We start from the raw sequence: 21,511 nt of genomic DNA on the forward strand, positions 1-21,511 counted from the left end.
CCAGCGGCGCCCGGGTCAGCACGCGAGCCGTTCTTGCCAGGGGTGTGTGCCGAAACTGTGCGCCAGGGCCTCGCTGAGCCAGCGTCGTTGTGACGTGGTGAGGTGGGGCAGGATCGCGAGGAAGTCGATCTGGTCCTTCGGCCGAGGTTGTCTGGCCTTGTAGAACAGCTGGATCTCGGGCGCGAGGTAGGGGATACCGTCCGGGCTGACCTTCCCGATTTCGGTCACTGGGCAGCGGATGCCGGGATCTCGTCGCGATATCCACTGGCCGTTGCTCGCCTCATCGAAAATCACCTGGATCCGCCACGGTTCATCCGGCCCGGGGCGGCACCAGATGTCGTGCACGGGGCCGGGCAGGGTTTCCGTGGGCTCCCAGGCGCGTAGGACACCCGGTGGGTCGGCCGCCCAATACTCCCAGCCGCGCAGGGCGTCGCAGAGGTGGTGCTGATCCGGGCGCAGCATCACCACGTCGATGTCGCCGTGATCACGTATGTGATGGCCGACGGCGAGTTCGATGGCGAACCCGCCGGCGACCCACCATGGACACGGCATCGCGGAAAGGAGCGAGGCGACCTGTGCGGGCGTCGCCGGTTCCCAACGCCCGTACGGAGCAACGATCGTCCTCATGCTGTGCTCGTCTCCCTGGTCGGCCTGAACGCCCGAACCGCCCATCGGCACCCTGGAGGAGTGGCCAGAGTAGCTAACTTGACATAATGTTCATTATCGAGCAACGCCGGAAGGGGCTCGAAGGGCGGATGACCTGGAGTTTCGCAACGCCCTTCGAAGTGCACATGACACCATCTCTGCGCTGTCGCCGCGACGAGGCCGTCAGTCGATCTGCTCGGCCAGTGCGACGACGATGCCCTCGGGGCCGCGGATGTAGCAGAGCCGGTAGGCGTCCTGATACTGCGCCACCTCGCCGACGAGTTCGGCGCCGTGAGTGCGCAGGCGGGCGATGCCGTCGTCGATGTCGTCGACGGCGAACATGATGCGGCGAATGCCCAGCGTGTTCGCCGGGGCGTCCTCCGGCACGCCGCTGACCGCCGCCGGCGTGTGGTACTTCGCCAGCTCGATTCGCCCGTGGCCGTCCGGGGTCCGCATCATCGCGATGTCGACTCGTTGGTCGTCGAGCCCGACGAGACGTGCCGCCCAACGCCCCTCGATCAGCGCCTTACCCTCCAGCTCCATGCCGAGTTCTACGAAGAACGCGATGGCGGCCTCAAGGTCGTCGACGACAATGCCGACGTTGTCCATCCGCTGAATCGTCATGGTGGTCCTCCTTTGTCGCACGGGCCCGTCGTGGCCACCGGCGTACCTGAGACGGAGCCGGTGCCACATTCTCGACACCCGGGTCCCAAGATCTTGCTTCTGGCCGTCACCACCGGGCGCCCACCCCTCCTCTGGTACGACAAAGGCCCCCTTTATGGGACAAAGACGCCTATGCGGTCCTATACCGGACAGAAGGTGAATTCTGTCCGGTATAGGCGGTCATGTCCGGTCTCTCTGTCGATGACCCTGCGGCTGCTGGATCGGCTGCTGTTCGCACCGCATGAGGATGCCGGTCATACGGCACGAACACCTTGGCTATCTATCTGCGGCCCGGGCCGGCTCGCTCCGGCGATCTCGATCCCTCGGCCGATCCAGGTCGCTGGCGCGCCGCTCCCCCGCTTGCCGGCCTGGTCAGGGAGCGACGAGGCGGTGGCCCTGACCGAGGTGCCGCCTGAAGAACCGTAGCGAGCTGTCGGTCTCGAACTCGGGGATCTCCCCATGCTTGCCGGGGTTGGCGTGCAGCGTCTTCTCGACCGAGGCCAGGGCGTCGAACAGTGCCAGGCCCTGGGCCCGCGGCACCCGCTCGTCGTCCCACTGCAGCAGGAACTCCACGGGGACGGTGATCCGCGCCGCGGCCTCGGCCGATGCCAGCGCCCCGCCCAGGCCCAGCACCGCCGCACGGACCCGGGGTTCGGCCGCGACGAACGGAACGCCGAGCCCGCACCCCAACGACACACCCCAGTAGCCCACCGGGCCGACGCCCACGTGCTCAAGTCGCTGGAGCGCCGTCAGCGCCGCTCGCCACTCCGGGACGGTCTGGCGAGCCACGAGCGCCTGGAAACCGGCGATCAGCGGAGCCGGCTCCTCCCCGGCCGCCACGCGAGCCTGGTTCTCGGTCGCGATCTTGTCGTACCTCTCGTCCTTCGGCCGGTCGCCGTGGCCGGGCACGTCCACCGCGGCCGCCGCGAAACCACACTCGACCACGAAGCGGCGCGCCCGGGTCACGACGTCGGGGGCCTTCTTGTGCCGGCCGCCGCCGTGACCCATCAGAATGAGGGGCCGAGCGCCGGCGGCGCCTTCCGGCGTCCAGAGCGCGCCAGGGATCTCATCGAGGGTGAAGAGTTGTTCGCGGACGCCGTCGTATGACGTCTCAGATATGAAGCGCAATGCGATTCACGCCTTTCGGGATGCCTACTGCGGGCACTCCCCTAGGCCATGCGAAGGAGGGAGCCCCGACCTGTCACAGCGTTGATCGGTCTCACCTCCTCAGTTCGCGGCGATGCGCGGCGATAGCGAACTTATCACGGATCCCGCAAGGCAGGGCTCCTCCCCCACCACGTCACGAATGGGTACAGATGTGGTGTTGCCACATTCCTGAGGTGACGATAACGTGAAAACCGTGACTGCCGGGTCGGCCATGGGCCACAAGCGAGTGAGGCACCCGGCCACGGCGTGAGGGCCGGGCGGGCGCGAGGCCCGCCGCATCTGCGACCTCCTGATTCGGAATTCTTCTTCCCGCGTATTTGCGCGCCCGCGTATCGGCAGCCCCTCGGCGTTGGCGAAATCGCCGCCACGCCGCCCCTTTGCCGTGCGCGTTTCCGTCATTCATTCATAACCGCCGGCCCTCATTCGGCGACGCGGTCGATTCGCCATGCCCGAAACAAGAAAGCAGAGAATGCCGTACGACTTCAACCAGCAGATCATTCAGGAATTCCGCGCGAACCGCGGAAAAGTGGGCGGCCCTTTCGAGGGAGCCAGGCTGCTCCTCCTGACCACCACCGGCGCCCGCTCGGGGGCCCGCCACACCGTCCCGCTCGGCTACCTGCATGACGAGGGGGGCCGCATGCTGGTCATCGCCTCGGCCGGCGGTGCGCCGCACCACCCGGCCTGGTATCACAATGTGCGTGCCGACCCTCACGTCACCGTGGAGACGGGCGTCTTCACGATCGAGGCCGAGGCCGCTGTTCTGGAAGGCGAGGAACGCGAGCGGCTCTTCGCCCGTGCTGTGGAAGCGGACTCCGGCTGGGCCGACTATCAGGCGAAGTCCGGCCGCGTCCTGCCCGTCGTCGCGTTGACTCCGCACTCCGGTTCCTTCCCGGACCTTCCGGAAGGCGAGGTGCTGAAGGCGATCCACGACGCCTTCCGGCGGGAACTGGCCCTCATCCGCGCCGACGCCGCCGTCTCGGGCCCGCGTGTGGGCGCGCAGTTGCGGGTCAATTGCCTGGCCGTGTGCGGTGGGCTGCGCCACCACCACACCGCGGAAAGCGGCCAGCTGTTTCCGCACCTGCGTGACCGCCACCCCGAACTCGACGCGGTCCTTGATCGTCTGCACGCCGAGCACGCGGTCCTGGACCGCCTCCTCGACGACCTGCAGAAGCTGCTCTCAGCGGGACCGGCCGACCTGCTGACCGAGGTGGACCGGCTCGTCGCGCAGATCGAAAACCATCTCTCCTATGAAGAACGGCACCTGGTCCCCCTGTTGAACGCACTGCCGCCCCGGCACGAGGATCATCTGAATGTCACGCGCGTCCCCACCACCTCCGACGACAACGCTGCCGTGACGGCCGCGATCCGGGCTCTGTTCACCCGCACCCCGGCGCTCGCCGCCGACGTGACGCCCGCGCTCGCTCATACCGGAGGCGTACCAGGACAGTGGGTCAGCGCCGCCGAAGGGTCGGCCACCGAGGACGGCGTCACGCTGTACGTGCACGGAGGCGGCTTCGAGCACTCCCAGCCGACGCTGGAGCCTCTCATGGCCTGCCGCCTGTCGCAGGCCACCCGGCGTCCCGCGTTCAGGGTGGACCAGCGCCTGGCTCCCGACCATCCGTATCCCGCCGCCTTGGACGACGTCGTGGCCGTCTACCGGAGCCTGCTGGAGCAAGGCGTTCCCGCCGATCGCATCATCGTGTGCGGCGAGTCGTCGGGCGGCACGCTCGTCCTGTCGGCGCTGCTGGCGCTCAGACAGGCGGGCGATCCCCTACCCGGCGCGGCCGTCGCGTTTTCCCCGCTGACCGATCTGACCCTGTCCAGCCGGTCCCTGGACACCAACGACGGCCGGGATGTGATCAGCCGCCGTGTCGCCGAACACGTCACCGCCCAGTATCTGGCGGGGGCCCGCGCCGATCAGGCTCCTCAGTCTCCGCTGCACGGCGACCTGCACGGCCTGCCTCCGCTCCTGCTCGTGGCCGGCACCGCAGAGGTGCTGCTGGACGACACCCGTCGCTTCGCCGCAGCCGCCTCGGCCGCCGGTGTCGACGTGACCCTCGACCTGTATGAGGGCATGCCGCACGCGTTTCACGCGAGCGTGATGGCACAGGACCCACCCCCCATCGCCATGACGTTCCTGCGCCGCCTCACCGACTGGGTCGCTGAAACCCGGGCAGGGGGCACGAGGCTGCGCTGATCAGCCCATAGACGCCCCTGACCGCCCGAGCAGAACAACCGGCTCAGCGCCCCATCCCGAGAGGGACGCTCGAGAATCGCGCTGCTCGGGCGGTCACCTCGGGACCCACGTCTCTTGCGGGGTTGGTGAAGAAGCCCGGGAGGCCGACCGTGTCACCGCTGATATAGTTTCCAAGGAATATAGTGCAGTGGAAGCTACTTACGGCGGGAGTACACCCATGAGCAGGGAACAGCGCGCTCAGATCGACGCGATGCTGCGACAGCCCCGGCCCGGTGGCCCCCGTTCGGTCGAGGCGATCCGAGCCGGGTTCAAGGCGATGATGGCCCAGATGATCGTGCCCGGCGACATCCGCGTCACGCAGACGACGCTGGGCGCCCGGCCCGCACTGCATGTCGAGCCGGACGACGGGCGCCGCGCCGGGACGATCCTGTACTTCCACGGGGGCGGCTGGGTCTTCGGCTCTCCTGAGACCGCCCTGTCGCTGACGGGAAACCTGGTGGCCAAGACTGGCTTCGGGGCGTACTCGGTGGACTATCGGCTTGCCCCCGAGCATCCGTTCCCGGCCGCGATCGAAGACACCCTGGGCGCCTATCGCGCCCTCCTCGACAGCGGCAGAGATCCCTCGACGATCGCGTTCGTCGGCGACTCCGCCGGCGGCGGCCTCACCGTCACCACCTGCCTCGCCGCCCGCGACGCGGGTCTTCCGCTGCCCGCCGCCATCGTGGCGTTCTCTCCGGGCCTCGACGCCACCCGGACGGGCGAGAGCATGGACACCAAGGAAGGCATCGACCCGATCTTCACCCGCGAGGCGGTCGAACACACCGGGGCCATGTATCTCGCCGGAGCCGACCCGCACCAGCCCCTGCTCAGCCCGGCCGTCCTCGCCGATCTGACCGGCTTCCCCCCGATGCTGCTCCAGGTGGGCACCAATGAGATCCTGCTGGACGACTCCACGCGCCTGGCCGAGCGCGCCAGGGCGGCCGGAGTGGATGTCATCCTGGACATCACCGCCGACGTGCCGCATGTGTTCCAGTCGTTCGCCGGTGTCCTGGACGAGGCGGACGAGGCACTGGACCGCGCGGCTCTCTTCCTCGGTCAGCGCGTTCGCACCGGGGGCGCGGCGCCCACGCCGGCGGAGTAGGACCGGCCCCGGCCCTGGGCCGCCGCCTCGCACCGGCCGCCGCCACCGCGCGGCTCAGGGCCGGTCCGGGGCCGCCTGTTTGCGGGTGGGCGCCGACGCATCGTCGGGGACGGTGCACGAGGTCTTCCGGCGGGTGCCGAGCGTGAGGAGCAGCGAAGCCGCTGTCAGCGCCACACCGAACCAGACGACCTTCGTGACGCCCAGGTGATCGGCGATCAGTCCGCCGGAAAGCGCCCCGAGGGCGATGGACGTGTTGTACGCCATGGTGTTGAGTGACATCGCGGCTTCGAAGGTGGCGGGCGCGGCGGCTTGCGTCATGTTGACCTGGGAGAGCTGGACGACGCCGAAGGAAACGCCCCACAGAATCAGCGTGATGATCGACCCTGCGTGCCCGTGAGCGATCGTGAGCAACAACAGCAGGGACGTCACGAGTCCCGCGCAGCCGACGATGAAGCCGCCCCGCGGATTTCTGTTCACCGTGTATCCGGCGACGAAGTTCCCGGCCGCGCCTCCCGCGCCGTAGACCATCAGCGCCGCGGTGATGAAGAAGGGCGTGGCGGATGCGCTTTGCTCCAGGTAGGGGCGCACGAACGTGTACGCGCCGAAATGGCCGAGCACGAAGAGTACGACGGTGAACAGCACCAGACGTAGCGGCACGTTCTTCAGCGGGAGCCCGAAGACTTCCCGCACCGAGACCGCGTTCGTCGACGGCAGGGAGGGAACGACGGCGACGACCGCGAGGAACACCAGCGCGCTGAGGCCGGCCCAGATCAGGAACGTGGTTCGCCAGCTGGTGAGGCTTTCCAGGGCTGTTCCCAGTGGTATGCCCACGACCGCGGCGATCGAGATTCCGGACATCACGATCGCGGCCGCCCTGCTCGCGTGGCGTTCCCGAACAAGGCGCATCGCCATGCTCACGCCTATGGCCCAGAACACCCCGCTGGCGAAGCCCATGATGAGCCGTGTTGTCAGGACCAGCGGATAGTTCGGCGAGATGGCGGTGATCGTGTTGCCCAGGGTCAGTGTCGCCAGGAGCGTGGACAGCAGGACGCGTCGGTTGACGCGCCTGGTCCATGCCACGATGAAAGGCACGCCGAGCCCGGCCGAGACACCGTACAGAGTGACCATCAGCCCGGCGGTGCCCACGGATATGCGCAGGCTTGCGCTTATGGGAGTGAGCAGGCCGACGGGCATCAGCTCGGTCGTGAGGAAGACGAAGAGGCTGGCGGTGATGGCCGCGACGCCTAGCCATGCTCTCAAGGTCGAGTGCGCGTGTGTGTCGTAGGTGACCAATTTTGTTCTCTCTGATGGTTGATCGTCCGCCGGCCGGTGGCGCCTGGCCGCTCGGCGCGGCGGAAGTGGTCGCCGGCGGCCGAGAGCTCAACGGCCGCCCACATCGACAAGGGTGCGCGACCACCGATCGATGAGTCCAACACATACTTTTCATCGGTATCGATCGTGATTCACTATGGTTGGGTGGAGCTGCAGCAGCTGAGGTATGCCGTGGCGGTCGCGGAGACCAGGAACTTCACCCGGGCGGCCGAGCGCTGCCGTGTGGTGCAGTCGGCGCTCAGTCATCAGATCGCCGCTTTGGAGCGGGAGCTGGGCGCGCGGTTGTTCGAGCGGACCAGCCGGCGTGTACGGCTGACGCCGGCCGGAGAGGCGTTCCTCGCCGCTGCCCGGGAGTGTCTGGAGGCCGCGGACCGCGCGCGTGCCGAGGTGGCGGCCGCCGTCGGGGAGATCCGCGGGCGGCTCGCCGTCGGCACCATCCCCACGGTGACGGCCGTCGACCTGCCGGCCGCCTTGAGGGACTATCGTCGGCGCTATCCGCGGGTGCATATCACGCTCGCCGCGGCGGGCAGCGATGAGCTGGTCGAGCGGGTCCGGCAGGGTGGCGTCGACGTCGCGTTCCTCGGCCTGCCGCCGCGTGCGGAACCCAAGGGCGTCCAGAGTCGCCGCCTCGGCGGAGGTGAGTTGGTCGCCGTGGTCGCGCCCGATTACCACCGGGTGGAGAACGAGGTGGATCTGCGGAGCCTGGCGGACGAACCGTTCATCGACTTCCGTGTCGGCGCGGCTGGTCGAGCGCAGTCGGACGAGGCCTTCGCGGCCGCGGGGGTGCGACGTGAGGTGCCTTTCGAGGTGTCGTCCGCCGAGCTCATGGTCGATCTGGTGCGGCAGGGCCTCGGCGTGGGCATGCTGCCTGCCGCGTACGCGCCGCGCTTTCCCGACCTGCGCGTCATTCGTCTTCGCGATGCTCCCACACGGGTGGAGTACCTGATCTGGGACAACCGGCCGTCCCCGGCGGCCACGGCCTTCCTTGAGCTGATTCGCACTGACTCCGCGGACTCCGCGTGACTGTCGTCGCCTACGCACCCTAATGGGAGTTACATGATTACAATGCAATCATGATCTTATCTTTCGACAGCACGGCCCCCGGGGCGATGCTCACATGATCGTCGAGTACATCCGCTACCGGATCGACCAGCGGGACGCGGAAGAGTTCGAGGCCGCCTACGAACGTGCCGCGGTTCCCCTGGCGGCCGCGCCGCAGTGTGTGGACTACGAACTGTCCCGGTGTGTGGATGAGCCCGAGTGGTACATCCTGCGCATCACGTGGGCCTCGGCCGATGATCACCTGCAGGGTTTCCGCGGTGGCGAGCACTTCGGGGCGTTCTTCTCCGCGATCAAACCCTACGTCCGGCAGATCGAGGAGATGCGGCACTACGAGCGCACCGCCGTGCGCGGCACCGGCTCCTCGGTCCCGAGCCTGTACGACTGGGCGGGTGGCACCGAGGCGTTCGAGCGGCTCACCGAGACGTTCTACGAGCAGGTTCTCAACGACGATCTGATCGGTCCCCTCTTCGCCCACATGGACCCGGGACACCCCAAGTACGTCGCGATGTGGCTGTCGGAGGTCTTCGGCGGGCCGTCCCGTTACACCGCCGAGCGGGGCGGCTACCACCACATGCTGGTCCAGCACCTCGGCAAGGCCATCACCGAACCTCAGCGCCGCCGATGGGTGAATCTCCTCATGGACGCGGCCGACGTGGTCGGCCTGCCGGCGGACCCCGAGTTCCGCGCCGCCTTCGCGAGCTACATCGAGTGGGGCACCCGCCTCGCGTTCGCCAACTCCCAGCCCGGTGCCCGCCCTCCGCAGCAGGCTCCCGTTCCCCGCTGGGGCTGGGGTGTGGCCCCGCCCTACTCCCCTACGTCGTGATCTGACGAGGCCGGCGGGGGTCGTCGATCCCCGCCGGGGCGGTACCGGACATCGACGCGGTGGGTCACATGAGCGGCACGCCGAGCTGGGCCAGCAGCTCCAGCTGGTCGAAGTAGAGGCGCAGGCTGACGATCAGCCCGTTCTCGATGGCGCAGACATAGCAGCAGCGGAGATTCAGCGGACGGCCTGTCGGCGGGATGACCCTGCCGCCCGGTCCCAGGTAACGCCCCTTGTGGGTGCCGAGGAGCACCAGCTCGTCGACCGTCACGTCGTCGACGTCGAACGACTCCAGGACCACCGTGTGCACGTCGGGGAAGGCCGCCCAGAACTCCTCCAGGTAGGAGCCCAGTTCCTCACGGCCCTCGGCCATGCCTTCCGGGGTGAGGAACGCCCCGTCAGGGCTGACCGTGCCGAGCAGCGCGTCAATGTCGTGCGCATTGAACGCGGCGTTGTACCTGTCTCGCACCCGGCGGGCTTCGCCCACGATGTCGATCCTCCCCTATCGATGGATGCCCTCGGAAGGGGCGTTGTCGTCTCGTACATCGAAGCCGCCCTGGTCGTCGAAGGTCACCGTGTGGATCGCGTCGAATCCGTCCGACGGGCGTGGGCGGCGGAGGCGTTTCACCGTGGCGTGGATGCCGACCTGGGGCACCCGCGCGCGGCCGGGTCGCCGCGCGTTGCGGTCCAGGGACGCGGTGAGGTCGGGAGGGAACCAGTAGGCCACGACCCGGGCGCCGTGTTCTTTCGCCGCGACGATGAGCGGGCCCCACTCCTCCGGGGAGGGATTGGTGTTGTCCACGGCCACGTTCCGCCCCTCCTCCAGTGTCTCGGCGACGACCCGGAGCTGGCGTCGCTGCCGGTGGCGGGCGTTCGGCCAGTTGTCCTTGCTGACGTGGGCGTGCGTCGCCGCCAGGCGCTGCCGGTAGAAGGTGGTCTTGCCGGATGCCTGCAGCCCGATGAGGACGGCGACCTCCCGGCTCGTCATGGCCGCGACTTCCACGCCGGGGTTCATACCTCATCCTCCCCCGGTGAGGTCCGGTAGGTCCGGCGAGGTCCCGGTGGGGGCAGGGGGCCGCGCTCTGGTCCGGCGCGTCCGTCCGGGGGCGGGTGATCGGCCACCTCGGGAGTGTCGCCGGCGCTCCCCCGGCCGTGCAACGGCGTTTCCCCGCTCCAGGTCTCGTACGATCACGGCATGTCGGATGGGCGGCTCCCCCACGCCAGGGAAGACTTCGATGTCGCCGCGTACGTGCGGCGTGTCAGGGGTGGTCCCTGTTTCGTCTGCGCGGTGGTGGCGGGCGACCCCGCGTACGTCTTCGAACAGGTCGTGTTCGAAGACGATCTTCACATCGCGTTTCTCGACCGTTACCCGACGTTGCCGGGGAAGGTCCTGGTGGCGCCGAAGGCCCACGTCGAGCATGTGGTTCGCGACCTGGACGAGGAGGCGTACGTGCGGCTGATGCGGACGGTGCGCCGGGTCGCCCTGGCGGTCGAGGCGGTCGTCCCCTCGGAGCGTACGTATCTGCTGTCACTGGGCAGCGGGCAGGGCAACGCCCACCTGCACTGGCACATCGCGCCGCTGCCGCCCGGGATTCCGTACGAGCGGCAGCAGTTCCACGCGCTGATGACGGAGAACGGGGTGATCCCGTGGTCGCTGCGGCAGGCGGCCGACCTCGCGGAGAGGCTGCGCGCGGCGCTCGCCGGTCCGGCCGGAACGCGTTTGCCCGGGGGGCGCGAGGAGGAGCTGACCGGGGGTGGGGTCAACCGTGTCGTGCGGGTCGGGGGCACGGTGCGCCGGCCGGCCCGCCGGTGGACGCCGGCGGTGCACGCTCTGCTGGATCATTTGGCGGCGGCAGGGTTCGGCGGCGCGCCGAGAGCCCACGGGTGCGACGGCGAGGGCCGGGAGGTGCTGGATTTCCTCCCGGGTGAGGTGCCGAACTATCCCCTGCCGGCGTACGCGATGACGGATGAGGCGCTGGCCGAGGCCGGGGCGTTGCTGCGGGACTATCACGACGCGACGGTGGGTTTCGCGCCTCCGGAGGGCGCCGAATGGTACTTTCCGCCACGCGCTCCGGCCGAGGTGGTCTGCCATGGTGACGTGGCGCCGTACAACTGCGTGTTCCGGGAGGGGCGGCCGGTGGCGTTCATCGACTTCGACACCGCGCATCCGGGGCCGCGGGTGTGGGATGTGGCCTATGCCGCCTACCGGTTCGTGCCGTTGCATGATCCCGGCCGTGACGAGAGCGCTCCGGGAGTGGAGGAGCAGGCGCGGCGGCTGCGTGTGTTCGCCGATGCCTATCGGCTTGGAGTGGAGGACCGGGAGGCGCTGACGCGGACCGCGCGGGCGCGGCTGGAGCATCTGGTCGCCCACATGCGTGCGGAGGCGGCGGCGGGTCACGAGGCGTTCGCCGCTCATGTCGCGGAGGGGCACGATCTGCTGTATCTCACCGACAGCGCGCATATCGCGCGTCATGAGGTGCTGTTCCTGGCGGCGCTCTCGTCGGAGGGGCAGGGCGGCAGGGTCGGGATGTCGGCGGGATAGAGCGAGAGCAGCAGCCCGTACGGCTCGCCGCCGGGGGGCGGGGTGCTCGGCGGGGTGCGGCCGGGAGCGGGCAGGAGGTCGCGGAGACGGGCGATGAGCGCGTGGGCCTCCTGCTGGGTGAGCCAGAGGTGGTTCAGCAGGGTGTGCTCGGCCTGGCCGGGCCGGGCAGGCAGCATCTCGGCGAGGGCGGCCCTGACGAGGAAGTCGGGGCCGGCCGCGGCCTCCTCGTGCAGCCGGAAGCCCCGGCTGACCAGGGCGAGGGTCTGTTCGGTGCCGCCGCGTACGTGCCGGGTGCCGGCGAGGCGGACGATGCCGGCTTCGCGCAGGACGCGGACGTGGTAGCCGATGGTGCCCTTGGCGGCCCGCAGTGCCGCGGCCAGCTCCCCGAGCGTCGCGGGGCGCTGGCGGAGCAGGTTGACGATGCGGTGACGGACGGGGTGGCCGAGAGCCTTGAACTGGGCGGGGGTACGTAGCTCCAGGAGGTCGGGCTCGTGCGGGGGTGTGGCGGGGTGCTCCCCGGTCGCCGTCTCGTCGTTCACGGGAGAAAGTGTCGAGGATCGTCGATGCTTTGACAAACGGGTGGACGGGCCAGCAGAATCGCCGGGCCGGAAGCGTCGAAAAGTCTCGACGCTTGATGTGTCACATGGAGGAAGCCGATGCCTCATTCGACGGCGTACGTCGTCACCGACAGGGCCGAGCGCTACATCAAGCAGCTCGTGTCGCACATGGGCCACAAGGTGGAGACCGTGCTCGGCGGCGACGGCCGGGCGGTGATCGAGCTGCGGTCCGGGCATTGCGTGCTGCGGCCGCGCGGCGGCGGGTTCGAGATGATCGCGACCGCGGCTGCCGAGGAGGCGCTGCTCGGCGTGCGGGACGTGGTCACCCGTCACCTGCTGCGGTTCGCCACCCAGGAGGAGCTCGTGGTCGACTGGTCGCCGCCGATCGGGGGTGACGCGGCGTGGACCCTGTCCCCCGTCGTGGACGACTACCTGCTCACGCACTGCTCCCCCGTGGACGAGGTGCTGCGGGATCTGGTGGTCAGGACGCGGGAGGAGACGGGCGGCGCGGCCGGCATGCAGGTCTCGCACGACGAGGGCGCCCTGCTGACGATGCTGGCGCGCATGTCGGGTGCCCGCCTGGCCGTGGAGGTGGGGGTGTTCACCGGCTACTCCTCGATCTGCATCGCGCGGGGGCTGCCGCCGGACGGGCGGCTGCTGGCGTGCGACGTGAGCACGGAGTGGACGTCGATCGCCAGGAACTACTGGGAGCGCGCGGGGGTTGCCGACCGCATCGACCTGCGGATCGGGCCGGCGCTGGAGACGCTGCGCGCGCTTCCGGCCGAGCCGGTCGTCGGTTTCGCCTTCATCGACGCCGACAAGGAGAGCTACCCGGATTACTACGAGGAGGTGGTGACGCGGCTGAGCCCCGGCGGCCTGGTCGTGCTCGACAACGTGTTCCAGGGCGGGCGCGTGTTCGACCCGGCCTTCCAGGGGGACGCGCAGGTGGCCGTACGCCGCCTGAACGACATGATCGCACAGGACAGCCGGGTCGAGTCGGTGATGCTGCCGGTGCGCGACGGCGTCACGATCGCCCGGCGGGTGAGCTGACCCGCAGGGGCCGCCCAATCACCCCGCGGGCGCGGGCGTCGACCGGCCGCGCAGGCGTGCTCAGGCCAGGGCGAGGAGGCTGACGGCGACGGCGGCGGCGCCCAGGCCGACGAACTGGCCGCGGTGGATGCGCTCGGCGAGCACGCCGCGGGCGAGCAGGACCGTGCCCGCCGGGTAGAGGGCGGTGACGACGGCGACGACGGCGAGGTCCCCGCTGCGGGCGGCGAGCAGGAACAGCAGGTTCGCCACCGAGTCCAGCACACCCGCGGCCGCCGACATCGCGTACGCGGGCCGCTCGGCGCCCAGCTTGCGGCGCATCAGCCCCGCCGCGGCCAGGGTGACGGCCGAGGAGACCGCCCGGCCCACGATCAGCGGAGCCACGCCACTGCCGGACGGCGTCTGGTGCAAGAAGATCAGCTGAAGGGCGATGGCGGCGCCCGCGCCGAACGCCAGCAGCAGCGCGGTACGCGAGGGGCGCGCCGCGCCCGCGCCGTGTCCGGCGCTGACCAGCACCACCGCCACCAGCGCGAGCGGCAGACCTGCCAGCCCGGCGGCGGCCAGGTGCTCGCCCTGCAACAGACCTGCGCCGACGGGCAGCATGGCCGACACCAGCGCGGTCACGGGCGACAGCACGTTCATCGGACCGATCGCCAGGGTGCGGTAGAGCAGGGCGAACGCGGCCGCCGAGGCGACCCCCGACGCGGCACCCCAGCCGAGGGCAGCGGCGCTGAACGAGGCGCCGAGCAACGGCCACAGCAGCAGTTCGACCGCGAGACTGGCCGGGGCTGCGATCACCACGGTGCGCAGCACATGAGCCTTACGGGCGCCAAGACCGCCGAGGAAATCGGCGCACCCGTACGCGAGTGAGCTGCCGAGGGCCAGCAGCAGAGCGATCACGGCACATCCTTATTTCATTGGAACGACCGAACCGTACAATAAACCGACCGGCATAACCAAATGACCGAACGGTGCAGCGAAGTGGCATGGCCGCAGTAGGGTGATCAGATGGCCGAGACAGCCGAAGCCCTGCGAACAGTCGCGTACAACGTCCGGGCTGCCCGCATCCGCGCAGGCCTGTCCCTGGAGGAACTCAGCCGGCGTGCCCGGGTCAGCAAGGGGGCCCTGGTGGGGCTGGAGAAGGCCCAGGGCAATCCCAACCTGGCCACCCTGGTCCGGCTGGCCGACACTCTCGGCATTTCGGTGTCCGCCCTGATGCAGGGACCACCAGAAGGCCGCGTCCGTGTCGTGGCCGCCGACGCCGTGGCGCCTCTGTGGATCGGAGAACGGGGCGGCGAGGCGCGGCTCATGCTGACGACCTCAGGCCCGGCCCCCGTCGAGGTGTGGCGCTGGCGGCTGGAACCGGGCGAGGAATACCGCAGCCACCCCCATCAGGCCGGAGTCGTGGAAACCGTCAGCGTCACCTCCGGCCGGATGACCCTGGTCGTCGACGGCGCGGAGCATGTCGTCGAAGCCGGGCAGACCGCCACGTTCGACGCCGACGCCCCGCACGTCTACCGCGCCTCGGGCACCGGAACCTGCAGCCTGATCATGACCGTCCACCTGCCTCCCGGCCCCGCCTGACCCACCGGCCGGAAGCCGGAAGGGCTGACTGTTCCTTGGGGCGCGGCTTACGATCACCGCATGCCTAACATCGGTCCGTTCGAGCTGTTGGTCCTCGCCGTCATCGTGATCGCGCTTCTCGGTGTGGGGCTCGCCGCCGTGCGGGCCGGTGCCCGCCCCGCCGGGCCGCTGGCGTGGCGCAGCCCCGGCCTGCTGCCGCCGGTCTCGGCCGACCTGCAGCACCGGGTGCGGGAGCTGTACGCCGACAACAAGAAGATCGAAGCGATCAAGCTGATCCGCGAGCAGACCGGGCTCGGCCTGAAGGAGGCCAAGGACCTGGCCGAGGCCCTGGCCTCCGGGCGGCCGCTGCCGGTGGCCCCGGGCCACGCGCGGCCCGATCTGGCGTCGCGGGTGCGGGAGCTGAAGGCGGCCGGACGCGGCGAGCAGGCGGTGTTCCTGGTGCGCGGCGAGACGGGCATGGGCCAGTCGGAGGCCGAGCGGTTCGTCGACGCGATCGACGCCGTCGACGCGGAGGGCGGCGAGGGGTAGGAGACCGCCGCCGCTGCGTTTGCTGTCGGTGCGGCTCGGTACGGTGTCGATCATGCTGCCCGTACAGGTGAACAGGCTGACCGTGCAGGAGGCCGGGGACCGCTATGTGGAGCTGGTCCGAGCCAAGACGGTGACCGGTGCGCTGTCGCCCGCCACGGCCGAGGTCTACGCGCGGGACGTGGCCACGTTCGTACGGCTGGCCGGGCCGGACCGGGTGCTGGACGACCTGACCGGTGAGGACGTGGACGCGGTGCTGCTGGCCTTCGCGCGCAAGCCGGACGAGCGCAGGAAGAGCGACGGCCAGGGGAAGGGCACGGGAAAAAGCACGGGGAAGGACACCGGGCAGAGCGCGGCGTCGCAGGCGCGGTTCCGCCGGTCGGTGTCGGCGTTGTTCCGGCACGCCACGTCGGCGGGCTGGGTGCATCTGGATCCGATGGCGGCCTCGTCGGTGCGGGCGCGGGAGCGGGGTGGGCTGCGGCCGGAGCGCCGGGCGCTGACACGGGAGCAGGCCGAGGGCCTGATCGAGGCGGCGGGCTCCCCCGCCGCGCCGCCCGCGGAGGCGACCGGTTCCGGCGCGGGGCGCCGCAGGCGGGCCGACCAGCGGACGGACGTGCGTGACGCCCTGGTGGTGCTGCTGCTGACCACGCTGGGCCCGCGGGTGTCGGAGCTGGTGCGGGCCAACGTGGAGGACTTCTACACCAACGACGGGGTGCGTTACTGGCGGATCTTCGGTAAGGGCGGGCGCACCCGGGATGTTCCGCTGCCCGATGCCGTCGCGGCGGCGCTCGACGCGTACCTGGCGGTGCGGGCGGGCGGGGACGGCGAGAAGGCGCTGTTGCTGTCGTGGCGGGGCAGGCGGCTGGCCCGGGGCGATGTGCAGGCGGTCATCGACCGGGTGCAGCGGCAGGTGGATCCCGGGCGGCGCCGGGCGGTGACCCCGCACGGGTTACGGCACACCACGGCGACGCACCTGCTGGCGGACGGCACCGACATGGACGCGGTGCGGCGGGTGCTGGGCCACAGCGATCTGTCGACGCTCGGCCGCTACCGGGACGACCTGCCCGGGGAGCTGGAGGTGGCGATGGGGTCGCATCCGCTGCTGCGCCGCCGGCGCGGCCAGGCCGGACGGAACGACCAGGCCGGGCCGGACGCCTGACGGAGGGTGTTCAGGCGCTGCGCACGGGTTGCCGCAGGATGGTGCGGATGGCCGCGGGGTCGGTCTCCTGGACGCCGCTCAGGTAGATCTCGTGGTGGAGGCCGGCCGGGACGAGGCCGTGGGCGCGCATGAACTCGTCCATGAGCGCGAGCGACTTCGGTTCCTCGGCGTAGGACCCGTGGTGGGTCATCTGGACGCACCGCCCGTCGGTGAAGGTGACGAGCTGGACGGCGTCGACGCCGGGGGCGGGGCGGGCGGCCTCACGGGCCTGTTCGGCGAGGGCGGGGTCGAGGGCGGCGGGCAGGCGCAGGAACAGGTGCCAGTGCCATTCGTCCCTGGGAACGTCGAGGGGATGGCGGGTGGCGTCCTCGACCCACCAGCGGCCTTCGAGCACGGGCATGGGCAGTCCCCCGGCGAGGCCGGTGAGGGGTTCCGCGACGGCGTACAGGGCGGTGATCGCGGCGAGGTGCGCGGGCCCGCCGGGTGCGCCGCGTCCGGTGACGCCGAGTCCCGTGACGGGGCCGAAGTCGGCGAGTTCGGGGGTGTCGGCGGCGGAATACCAGTTCATTCTTCGTCCTCCAGTCGGATCATCAGGTGGGTGACCAGCCGCTCGGGCGGGGTGGTCGCGGGGTCGGAGACGTAGGCCTCGCGGAGGGGGCCGATGGGGGCGTGCCCGCGTTCCGCGCACCAGGTGAGCAGGGCGTGGGCGGTGAGCGAGATCTGGTCGTAGGGGCCGACGTGGGCGGCGGTGGCGAACGTGCCGCCGGGCAGGATCTCGGGGTCGGCGCCGGGCACCCGCGGCAGGCCGGTGCCGGTGAGGGCGACGGCGACGGGGATGGACTCGCCGTAGTCGAGCGGGAACAGTCCGACGAGGGCCGGTGCGGGTGGTCCGGCGGCCATCAGCCGGGCGACGCAGGCGGAGGTGGCGCGGCCGATGTCCTCGGGGGTGGCCGCCAGGTCGCGGACGACGATCGCGGGGCGCGGGGGTTCGGTGACGACGGTGACCTCGGCGCCGGGCAGGCCGGTGGCGAGGATGTGTTCGAGGCTCTTGAGGGTGCGCCTGCGGCGGGCGAGTTCGGCCTCCAGGTCGTCCCTGACCCGGGCGAGCGCGGCGGCCGCGGAGTCCCGTCCCCGGGCGTCCTCTCCCTCGCCGCCGTGGGACAGCACCTCCGCGACGACGGGTAGCGGGACGTCGAGGGAGCGCAGCAGGCCGATGACGAGCGCGTCGCGGGCCTGGACGGTCCGGTAGTAGCGGTAGCCGCTGGCGGGGTCGATCCAGGCGGGTTCGAGCAGGCCGAGTGTGGCGTAGTGGCGCAGTTGCTTGACGCTGAGCCGGGCGAGGCGGGCGAACTGCCCGATCGACAGGAGGTCGTCGTTCACGTGCCCCAGCATGGCCTCTCCCCCAGTGGGAGAGTCCAACGCGGGATTTCTTGGAAAGATGTCGCGCCGGGTGTCGAGAATGCGGTGCCGGCTCCGTCCCAGGGGCAGGAGCGGCGACGACGGGCCGCGTGAGGAAGAAGGAGAACCACCGTGAAGTACCTGCTGCTGAAGCACTACCGAGGTGGCCCGGCCCACGTCGTCGACTACGGATCGATGGACCAGTGGACGCCGGAGGAGGTCGACGCGCACATCCAGTACATGCGCGACTTCGCGGCCCGCCTGGAGGAGACGGGTGAGTTCGTCGACGAACAGGCGCTGGCACCCGAGGGCACGTTCGTGCGGTATGACGGCGAGGGGCGCCCGCCCGTGACCGACGGTCCGTTCGCCGAGACCAAGGACCTCATCGCCGGCTGGATGATCATCGATGTGGAGTCCTGGGATCGCGCGCTCCAGCTGGCCGGGGAGCTGTCCGCCGCTCCCGGGCCCCGCGGCGAGCCGATTTACGAGTGGCTCGAGGTCCGGCCGTTCCTCACCGAGCCGCCCACGGTGACGGAGTGACGGGTGACGCGGTGAACGAGTCGCTGCTGCGGGAGCTCGTACCCGTGGTGATCGGCATCCTCGTCCGGCGCGGAGCCGACTTCGCCTCGGCCGAGGACGCCGTGCAGGAGGCCCTGATCCGGGCACTGGACACCTGGCCCGGCGATCCACCGCGCGATCCGAAGGCCTGGCTCGTCGCGGCCGCCTGGCGCAGGTTCCTCGACGCCGCCCGTGCCGAGGCGTCGCGGCGGGGGCGGGAGCTGACCGTGGAGGCCGAGCCTCCCGCCGGTCCTGCGCCCGCCACCGACGACACGCTGCGGCTGTACTTCCTGTGCGCGCACCCCACCCTGCCGCAGAGTTCGGCCGTCGCGCTGACGCTGCGCGCGGTCGGCGGCCTGACCACGCGGCAGATCGCGACGGCCCACCTCGTCCCCGAGGCGACCATGGCGCAGCGGATCAGCCGGGCCAAGCGGCGGATCGCGGGGCTGCCGCTCGACCAGCCCGGCGATCTCGGGACGGTGCTGCGGGTGCTCTACCTCGTCTTCAACGAGGGGTACGGAGGAAACGTCGACCTGGCGGCCGAGGCGATTCGCCTGACCCGCCAGCTCGTCGCTCTGACCGACGAACCCGAGGTCGCCGGGCTGCTCGCGCTCATGCTGCTGCACCACGCGCGCCGCGCGTCTCGCACCGGCCCTGGAGGTCGGCTGGTGCCGCTCGCCGAGCAGGACCGGTCGCGCTGGGACACCGGCCTGATCGCCGAGGGGGTGACGATCCTGCAGGGCGCGCTGGCCCGCGACCGGCTGGGCGAATACCAGGCGCAGGCCGCGATCGCCGCCCTGCACGCCGACGCCCGCAGCGCCTGCGAGACCGACTGGGTGCAGATCGTGGAGTGGTACGACGAACTGCTGCTCCTCACCGGCAGCCCGGTGGTGCGGCTCAACCGCGCGGTGGCGGTCGGCGAGGCCGACGGGCCGCGGGCCGGCCTGGCGGCGCTGGCCGGCGTGGACCCCGGCCTGCCCCGCTACGCCGCGGTGACGGCGTACCTGCACGAACGCGCCGGCGACCTCCAGCGCGCCGCCGAGCTGTACGCCGAGGCCGCCCGCGCCGCCACCAGCGTGCCCGAACGCGACCACCTCACCCGAGAGGCCGCACGGGTGCGGCAACTGCCGCGTCGGTGAGAACAGCACGGTGAGAACAGCACGGTGAGAACAGCGCGGTGAGGACGGCCCCCGGCGGCCGGGTGTTCACACGCCGATATCGGCCCGGGCTGCTCGGCTTGACCCTCACGTCGCGGGAGGCCGCAGGCTTGGACCCCGGAAGGGAGGAGAGCCCATGGGCTACTCGGTCGGCCAGGTCGCCCGCTTCGCGGGGATCACGGTGCGCACGCTGCACCACTACGACGAGATCGGGCTGCTGCGGCCCAGCGAGCGGTCGGCTGCCGGATACCGGCGCTACAGCGAGCCGGACCTCGACCGGCTACAGCAGGTGCTGTTCTACCGGGAGCTCGGGTTCTCCCTGGAGGAGATCGCCGTCATCCTCGACGATCCGGGCGGGGACCCGGTGACCCACCTGCGCCGCCAGCACGAATTGCTGCGGCGCAGGATCGGGCGGCTGGAGGCGATGGCGGCGGCGGTCGAACGTGCGATGGAGGCGAGGAAGATGGGGTTTTCCCTCACGCCGCAGGAGCGGTTCGAGGTCTTCGGCGACTTCGATCCCGAGCAGTACGCCGAGGAGACGGAGGAGCGCTGGGGCGGCACCGACGCGTTCGAGCAGAGCCGCCGCCGGACGGCCCGCTACACCAAGGACGACTGGCGGGCCATCACGGCGGAGGCCGGCGAGGTGCTGCAGGCGTTCGCGGCGGCTTTCGCCGAGGGGGCGCCCGCGGACGGCGAGCGGGCGATGGACGTGGCCGAACGGCACCGTGCGCACATCACCCGCTGGTTCTACGACTGCACCTACGAGATCCACAAGGGCCTCGGGGAGATGTACGTGACCGATCCGCGCTTCGCCGCGAACTATGAGCGGGTCGCCGAGGGGCTGAGCCGCTATGTCCGCGACGCGGTCCACGCCAACGCGGCGCGGCACGCCTGACCCCGGGTGGTGGCCCACTCAGGACGGTCCACCCTGGGGTCCAGGGGGTCCAGGGGGTCCAGGGGGTCCAGGGGGTCCAGGGGGTCCAGGGGGTCCGGGGGGTCCAGGGGGTCCGGGGGGTCCAGGGGGTCCGGGGGTCCGGGGGGTCACAGTACGGCGGCGAGCGAGCCGGTCATCAGGCGGCGCCATCCGCCGTCCATGATGGAGCGGGCGCGCCGCTGCATCTCGTTGCCGGGGTCGAAGCCCTCGTGGGTGAGGAACAGCCGGGTGCCCCGGCCTTCGGGTTCGAGCGTCCAGGTGATCGTCCATTCGGCGCCGCCGGGGCTGGCGGGGTCGGCGTCGCGCCAGCCCAGGCGGAGCATGCGCTCGGGCTCGAAGGCCAGCACCTCGGCCTGGACGGTGCCGGAGAACCCGGTGCCGGGCATGGCCGTCCCGCCCATCGTGTAGCGGTGTCCCACGCTGAGGCGGAAGTCGCCCGGCATGAACCACCGAGCGAGCAGGTCCGGGTCGGTCAGGGCCTGCCACACGCGGGCGGGCGGGTGTGCCAGGTATTCGTCTAGGCGCAGCACGGTCGGGTCGTCGGCGTCGGTCATGGTCTCTCCTCGTCCTGGTCCGTCCGGGGGCCGCTGCCGCTGTCGTGCGGGCGGCCGCCGGCGCCGGTTTCGCCTGTGGTTTCGGTGCCTGTGGTTTCGGTGTCGTCGAGCAGGTGGCGCAGGGCGGACAGCCTGTCGCGCCAGAACCGCTCGTAGGGGTCCAGCCAGTCGCGGACCCGGACCAGCGGGACGGGCTCCAGACGGTAGAGCCGGCGCCTGCCGTCCCTGCGTTCGCTGACCAGGCCCGCCTCGCGCAGCACCCGCAGGTGCTCGGAGAAGCTGGGCCGGGCCATGGAGAAGCAGGAGGCCAGCTCCTGCACGGACTGGGGGCCGCGCTCGCGGAGCAGGCGCAGCACCTCGCGCCGCACCGGGCTGGCGAGTGCGGCGAAGATCTCGTCTTCCGCCGGTGACGACCGCCGTACGGCGGTGGGGGTGACGTCCACGACCCCATAATACGTAGGAAATTTCC

At 70.8% G+C, this 21,511-nt stretch carries 24 protein-coding genes; 12 read left to right on the forward strand and 12 right to left on the reverse strand.

Annotated features, from left to right (window positions below; genetic code table 11):
- Nucleotides 1-15: 15 nt before the first annotated feature.
- The 3 genes from QSK36_RS08985 to QSK36_RS08995 form a co-directional block, all read right to left on the reverse strand.
- Nucleotides 16-672 (reverse strand): nucleotidyltransferase domain-containing protein, encoded by a 657-nt coding sequence (locus tag QSK36_RS08985; RefSeq protein WP_285782019.1) that lies wholly within the window; start codon nt 670-672, stop codon nt 16-18.
- A 156-nt stretch (nt 673-828) separates the two neighbouring features.
- A complete protein-coding gene (locus QSK36_RS08990) occupies nt 829-1,254 on the reverse strand; it encodes a VOC family protein (RefSeq protein WP_285782303.1) in 426 nt (141 codons plus the stop codon).
- 426 nt (nt 1,255-1,680) lie between these two features.
- Nucleotides 1,681-2,316 carry a dienelactone hydrolase family protein gene (locus QSK36_RS08995; RefSeq protein WP_285782020.1) on the reverse strand — a complete coding sequence of 212 codons (636 nt, stop codon included), beginning with the start codon at nt 2,314-2,316 and terminating at the stop codon, nt 1,681-1,683.
- Between the two features lie 628 nt (nt 2,317-2,944).
- On the opposite strand from QSK36_RS08995, the gene QSK36_RS09000 reads away from it, so the two are divergent.
- Complete coding sequence (locus QSK36_RS09000) at nt 2,945-4,672, forward strand: nitroreductase/quinone reductase family protein (protein WP_285782021.1); 1,728 nt, start codon at nt 2,945-2,947, stop codon at nt 4,670-4,672.
- A 217-nt stretch (nt 4,673-4,889) separates the two neighbouring features.
- Entirely contained in the window at nt 4,890-5,813 is a 924-nt protein-coding gene (locus tag QSK36_RS09005) for an alpha/beta hydrolase (RefSeq protein ID WP_285782022.1), read from the forward strand.
- Nucleotides 5,814-5,867: 54 nt separating this feature from the next.
- On the opposite strand, the gene QSK36_RS09010 is transcribed toward QSK36_RS09005, so the two are convergent.
- A complete protein-coding gene (locus QSK36_RS09010; protein ID WP_285782023.1) occupies nt 5,868-7,106 on the reverse strand; it encodes an MFS transporter in 1,239 nt (412 codons plus the stop codon).
- Between the two features lie 18 nt (nt 7,107-7,124).
- Here QSK36_RS09010 and QSK36_RS09015 point away from each other — a divergent pair, with 18 nt between their 5' ends.
- Complete coding sequence (locus QSK36_RS09015; RefSeq protein ID WP_352239951.1) at nt 7,125-8,168, forward strand: LysR family transcriptional regulator; 1,044 nt, start codon at nt 7,125-7,127, stop codon at nt 8,166-8,168.
- 94 nt (nt 8,169-8,262) lie between these two features.
- On the forward strand, nt 8,263-9,030 hold the full coding sequence (locus tag QSK36_RS09020) for a group II truncated hemoglobin (RefSeq protein ID WP_285782024.1): 768 nt from the start codon (nt 8,263-8,265) through the stop codon (nt 9,028-9,030).
- 64 nt (nt 9,031-9,094) lie between these two features.
- On the opposite strand, the gene QSK36_RS09025 is transcribed toward QSK36_RS09020, so the two are convergent.
- Both QSK36_RS09025 and QSK36_RS09030 read right to left on the reverse strand, forming a co-directional pair.
- Nucleotides 9,095-9,514, reverse strand: coding sequence for an ester cyclase (locus QSK36_RS09025; protein ID WP_285782025.1), 420 nt, complete (start codon nt 9,512-9,514; stop codon nt 9,095-9,097).
- Between the two features lie 15 nt (nt 9,515-9,529).
- On the reverse strand, nt 9,530-10,042 hold the full coding sequence (locus tag QSK36_RS09030) for an ATP-binding protein (RefSeq protein WP_285782026.1): 513 nt from the start codon (nt 10,040-10,042) through the stop codon (nt 9,530-9,532).
- A gap of 180 nt (nt 10,043-10,222) precedes the next feature.
- Here QSK36_RS09030 and QSK36_RS09035 point away from each other — a divergent pair, with 180 nt between their 5' ends.
- Entirely contained in the window at nt 10,223-11,569 is a 1,347-nt protein-coding gene (locus tag QSK36_RS09035; protein ID WP_285782027.1) for a phosphotransferase, read from the forward strand.
- On the opposite strand, the gene QSK36_RS09040 is transcribed toward QSK36_RS09035, so the two are convergent.
- On the reverse strand, nt 11,497-12,108 hold the full coding sequence (locus QSK36_RS09040; protein WP_285782028.1) for an ArsR/SmtB family transcription factor: 612 nt from the start codon (nt 12,106-12,108) through the stop codon (nt 11,497-11,499). The genes QSK36_RS09035 and QSK36_RS09040 overlap by 73 nt on opposite strands.
- A gap of 117 nt (nt 12,109-12,225) precedes the next feature.
- Here QSK36_RS09040 and QSK36_RS09050 point away from each other — a divergent pair, with 117 nt between their 5' ends.
- On the forward strand, nt 12,226-13,176 hold the full coding sequence (locus QSK36_RS09050; protein ID WP_352239954.1) for a DUF2218 domain-containing protein: 951 nt from the start codon (nt 12,226-12,228) through the stop codon (nt 13,174-13,176).
- A gap of 60 nt (nt 13,177-13,236) precedes the next feature.
- Here the strand turns inward: QSK36_RS09050 and QSK36_RS09055 are convergent, their stop codons facing one another.
- A complete protein-coding gene (locus tag QSK36_RS09055) occupies nt 13,237-14,073 on the reverse strand; it encodes an EamA family transporter (protein WP_285782029.1) in 837 nt (278 codons plus the stop codon).
- Nucleotides 14,074-14,181: 108 nt separating this feature from the next.
- On the opposite strand from QSK36_RS09055, the gene QSK36_RS09060 reads away from it, so the two are divergent.
- From QSK36_RS09060 to QSK36_RS09070, 3 genes are read left to right on the forward strand one after another with little or no spacing between them, the layout of a single operon-like run.
- The gene (locus QSK36_RS09060) at nt 14,182-14,757 is read left to right on the forward strand and encodes a helix-turn-helix domain-containing protein (RefSeq protein WP_285782030.1); all 576 of its coding nucleotides are present in this window, start codon (nt 14,182-14,184) and stop codon (nt 14,755-14,757) included.
- A gap of 60 nt (nt 14,758-14,817) precedes the next feature.
- Entirely contained in the window at nt 14,818-15,285 is a 468-nt protein-coding gene (locus QSK36_RS09065; protein WP_183532164.1) for a ribosomal protein L7/L12, read from the forward strand.
- A gap of 52 nt (nt 15,286-15,337) precedes the next feature.
- Entirely contained in the window at nt 15,338-16,441 is a 1,104-nt protein-coding gene (locus QSK36_RS09070; protein ID WP_183532162.1) for a tyrosine-type recombinase/integrase, read from the forward strand.
- A gap of 10 nt (nt 16,442-16,451) precedes the next feature.
- Here QSK36_RS09070 and QSK36_RS09075 read toward each other — a convergent pair whose 3' ends face one another.
- Both QSK36_RS09075 and QSK36_RS09080 read right to left on the reverse strand, forming a co-directional pair.
- Nucleotides 16,452-17,009, reverse strand: a complete 558-nt coding sequence (locus QSK36_RS09075) for a GyrI-like domain-containing protein (protein WP_285782031.1) — start codon at nt 17,007-17,009, stop codon at nt 16,452-16,454.
- Complete coding sequence (locus QSK36_RS09080; RefSeq protein ID WP_285782032.1) at nt 17,006-17,833, reverse strand: MerR family transcriptional regulator; 828 nt, start codon at nt 17,831-17,833, stop codon at nt 17,006-17,008. The genes QSK36_RS09075 and QSK36_RS09080 overlap by 4 nt, the downstream gene beginning before the upstream one ends.
- A 138-nt stretch (nt 17,834-17,971) precedes the next feature.
- Between QSK36_RS09080 and QSK36_RS09085 the strand changes: the two genes are divergently transcribed.
- The 3 genes from QSK36_RS09085 (at nt 17,972) to QSK36_RS09095 (ending at nt 20,449) form a co-directional block, all read left to right on the forward strand.
- On the forward strand, nt 17,972-18,379 hold the full coding sequence (locus tag QSK36_RS09085) for a YciI family protein (protein ID WP_285782033.1): 408 nt from the start codon (nt 17,972-17,974) through the stop codon (nt 18,377-18,379).
- A gap of 11 nt (nt 18,380-18,390) precedes the next feature.
- Nucleotides 18,391-19,536 (forward strand): RNA polymerase sigma factor, encoded by a 1,146-nt coding sequence (locus tag QSK36_RS09090; protein WP_285782306.1) that lies wholly within the window; start codon nt 18,391-18,393, stop codon nt 19,534-19,536.
- A 154-nt stretch (nt 19,537-19,690) separates the two neighbouring features.
- Nucleotides 19,691-20,449 (forward strand): MerR family transcriptional regulator, encoded by a 759-nt coding sequence (locus QSK36_RS09095; protein ID WP_285782034.1) that lies wholly within the window; start codon nt 19,691-19,693, stop codon nt 20,447-20,449.
- 146 nt (nt 20,450-20,595) lie between these two features.
- Here the strand turns inward: QSK36_RS09095 and QSK36_RS09100 are convergent, their stop codons facing one another.
- Complete coding sequence (locus QSK36_RS09100; RefSeq protein WP_183532152.1) at nt 20,596-21,042, reverse strand: SRPBCC family protein; 447 nt, start codon at nt 21,040-21,042, stop codon at nt 20,596-20,598.
- Entirely contained in the window at nt 21,039-21,485 is a 447-nt protein-coding gene (locus QSK36_RS09105) for an ArsR/SmtB family transcription factor (protein ID WP_285782035.1), read from the reverse strand. Before QSK36_RS09105 ends, QSK36_RS09100 begins: the two co-directional genes overlap by 4 nt.
- Nucleotides 21,486-21,511: the final 26 nt, after the last annotated feature.

Origin of the sequence: Microbispora sp. NBRC 16548, assembly GCF_030268985.1 — a bacterium.
GTDB lineage: Bacteria > Actinomycetota > Actinomycetes > Streptosporangiales > Streptosporangiaceae > Microbispora > Microbispora catharanthi.

Bases quoted from the DNA above. Each gene is read 5' to 3' on its own strand.
- QSK36_RS08985 (WP_285782019.1), bottom strand. From the start codon at position 672: ATGGGCGGTTCGGGCGTTCAGGCCGACCAGGGAGACGAGCACAGCATG.
- QSK36_RS08990 (WP_285782303.1), bottom strand. From the start codon at position 1,254: ATGGACAACGTCGGCATTGTCGTCGACGACCTTGAGGCCGCCATCGCG.
- QSK36_RS08995 (WP_285782020.1), bottom strand. From the start codon at position 2,316: ATGGGTCACGGCGGCGGCCGGCACAAGAAGGCCCCCGACGTCGTGACC.
- QSK36_RS09000 (WP_285782021.1), top strand. From the start codon at position 2,945: ATGCCGTACGACTTCAACCAGCAGATCATTCAGGAATTCCGCGCGAAC.
- QSK36_RS09005 (WP_285782022.1), top strand. From the start codon at position 4,890: ATGAGCAGGGAACAGCGCGCTCAGATCGACGCGATGCTGCGACAGCCC.
- QSK36_RS09020 (WP_285782024.1), top strand. From the start codon at position 8,263: ATGATCGTCGAGTACATCCGCTACCGGATCGACCAGCGGGACGCGGAA.
- QSK36_RS09030 (WP_285782026.1), bottom strand. From the start codon at position 10,042: ATGAACCCCGGCGTGGAAGTCGCGGCCATGACGAGCCGGGAGGTCGCC.
- QSK36_RS09035 (WP_285782027.1), top strand. From the start codon at position 10,223: ATGTCGGATGGGCGGCTCCCCCACGCCAGGGAAGACTTCGATGTCGCC.
- QSK36_RS09050 (WP_352239954.1), top strand. From the start codon at position 12,226: ATGCCTCATTCGACGGCGTACGTCGTCACCGACAGGGCCGAGCGCTAC.
- QSK36_RS09060 (WP_285782030.1), top strand. From the start codon at position 14,182: ATGGCCGAGACAGCCGAAGCCCTGCGAACAGTCGCGTACAACGTCCGG.
- QSK36_RS09065 (WP_183532164.1), top strand. From the start codon at position 14,818: ATGCCTAACATCGGTCCGTTCGAGCTGTTGGTCCTCGCCGTCATCGTG.
- QSK36_RS09070 (WP_183532162.1), top strand. From the start codon at position 15,338: ATGCTGCCCGTACAGGTGAACAGGCTGACCGTGCAGGAGGCCGGGGAC.
- QSK36_RS09075 (WP_285782031.1), bottom strand. From the start codon at position 17,009: ATGAACTGGTATTCCGCCGCCGACACCCCCGAACTCGCCGACTTCGGC.
- QSK36_RS09080 (WP_285782032.1), bottom strand. From the start codon at position 17,833: ATGCTGGGGCACGTGAACGACGACCTCCTGTCGATCGGGCAGTTCGCC.
- QSK36_RS09095 (WP_285782034.1), top strand. From the start codon at position 19,691: ATGGGCTACTCGGTCGGCCAGGTCGCCCGCTTCGCGGGGATCACGGTG.
- QSK36_RS09100 (WP_183532152.1), bottom strand. From the start codon at position 21,042: ATGACCGACGCCGACGACCCGACCGTGCTGCGCCTAGACGAATACCTG.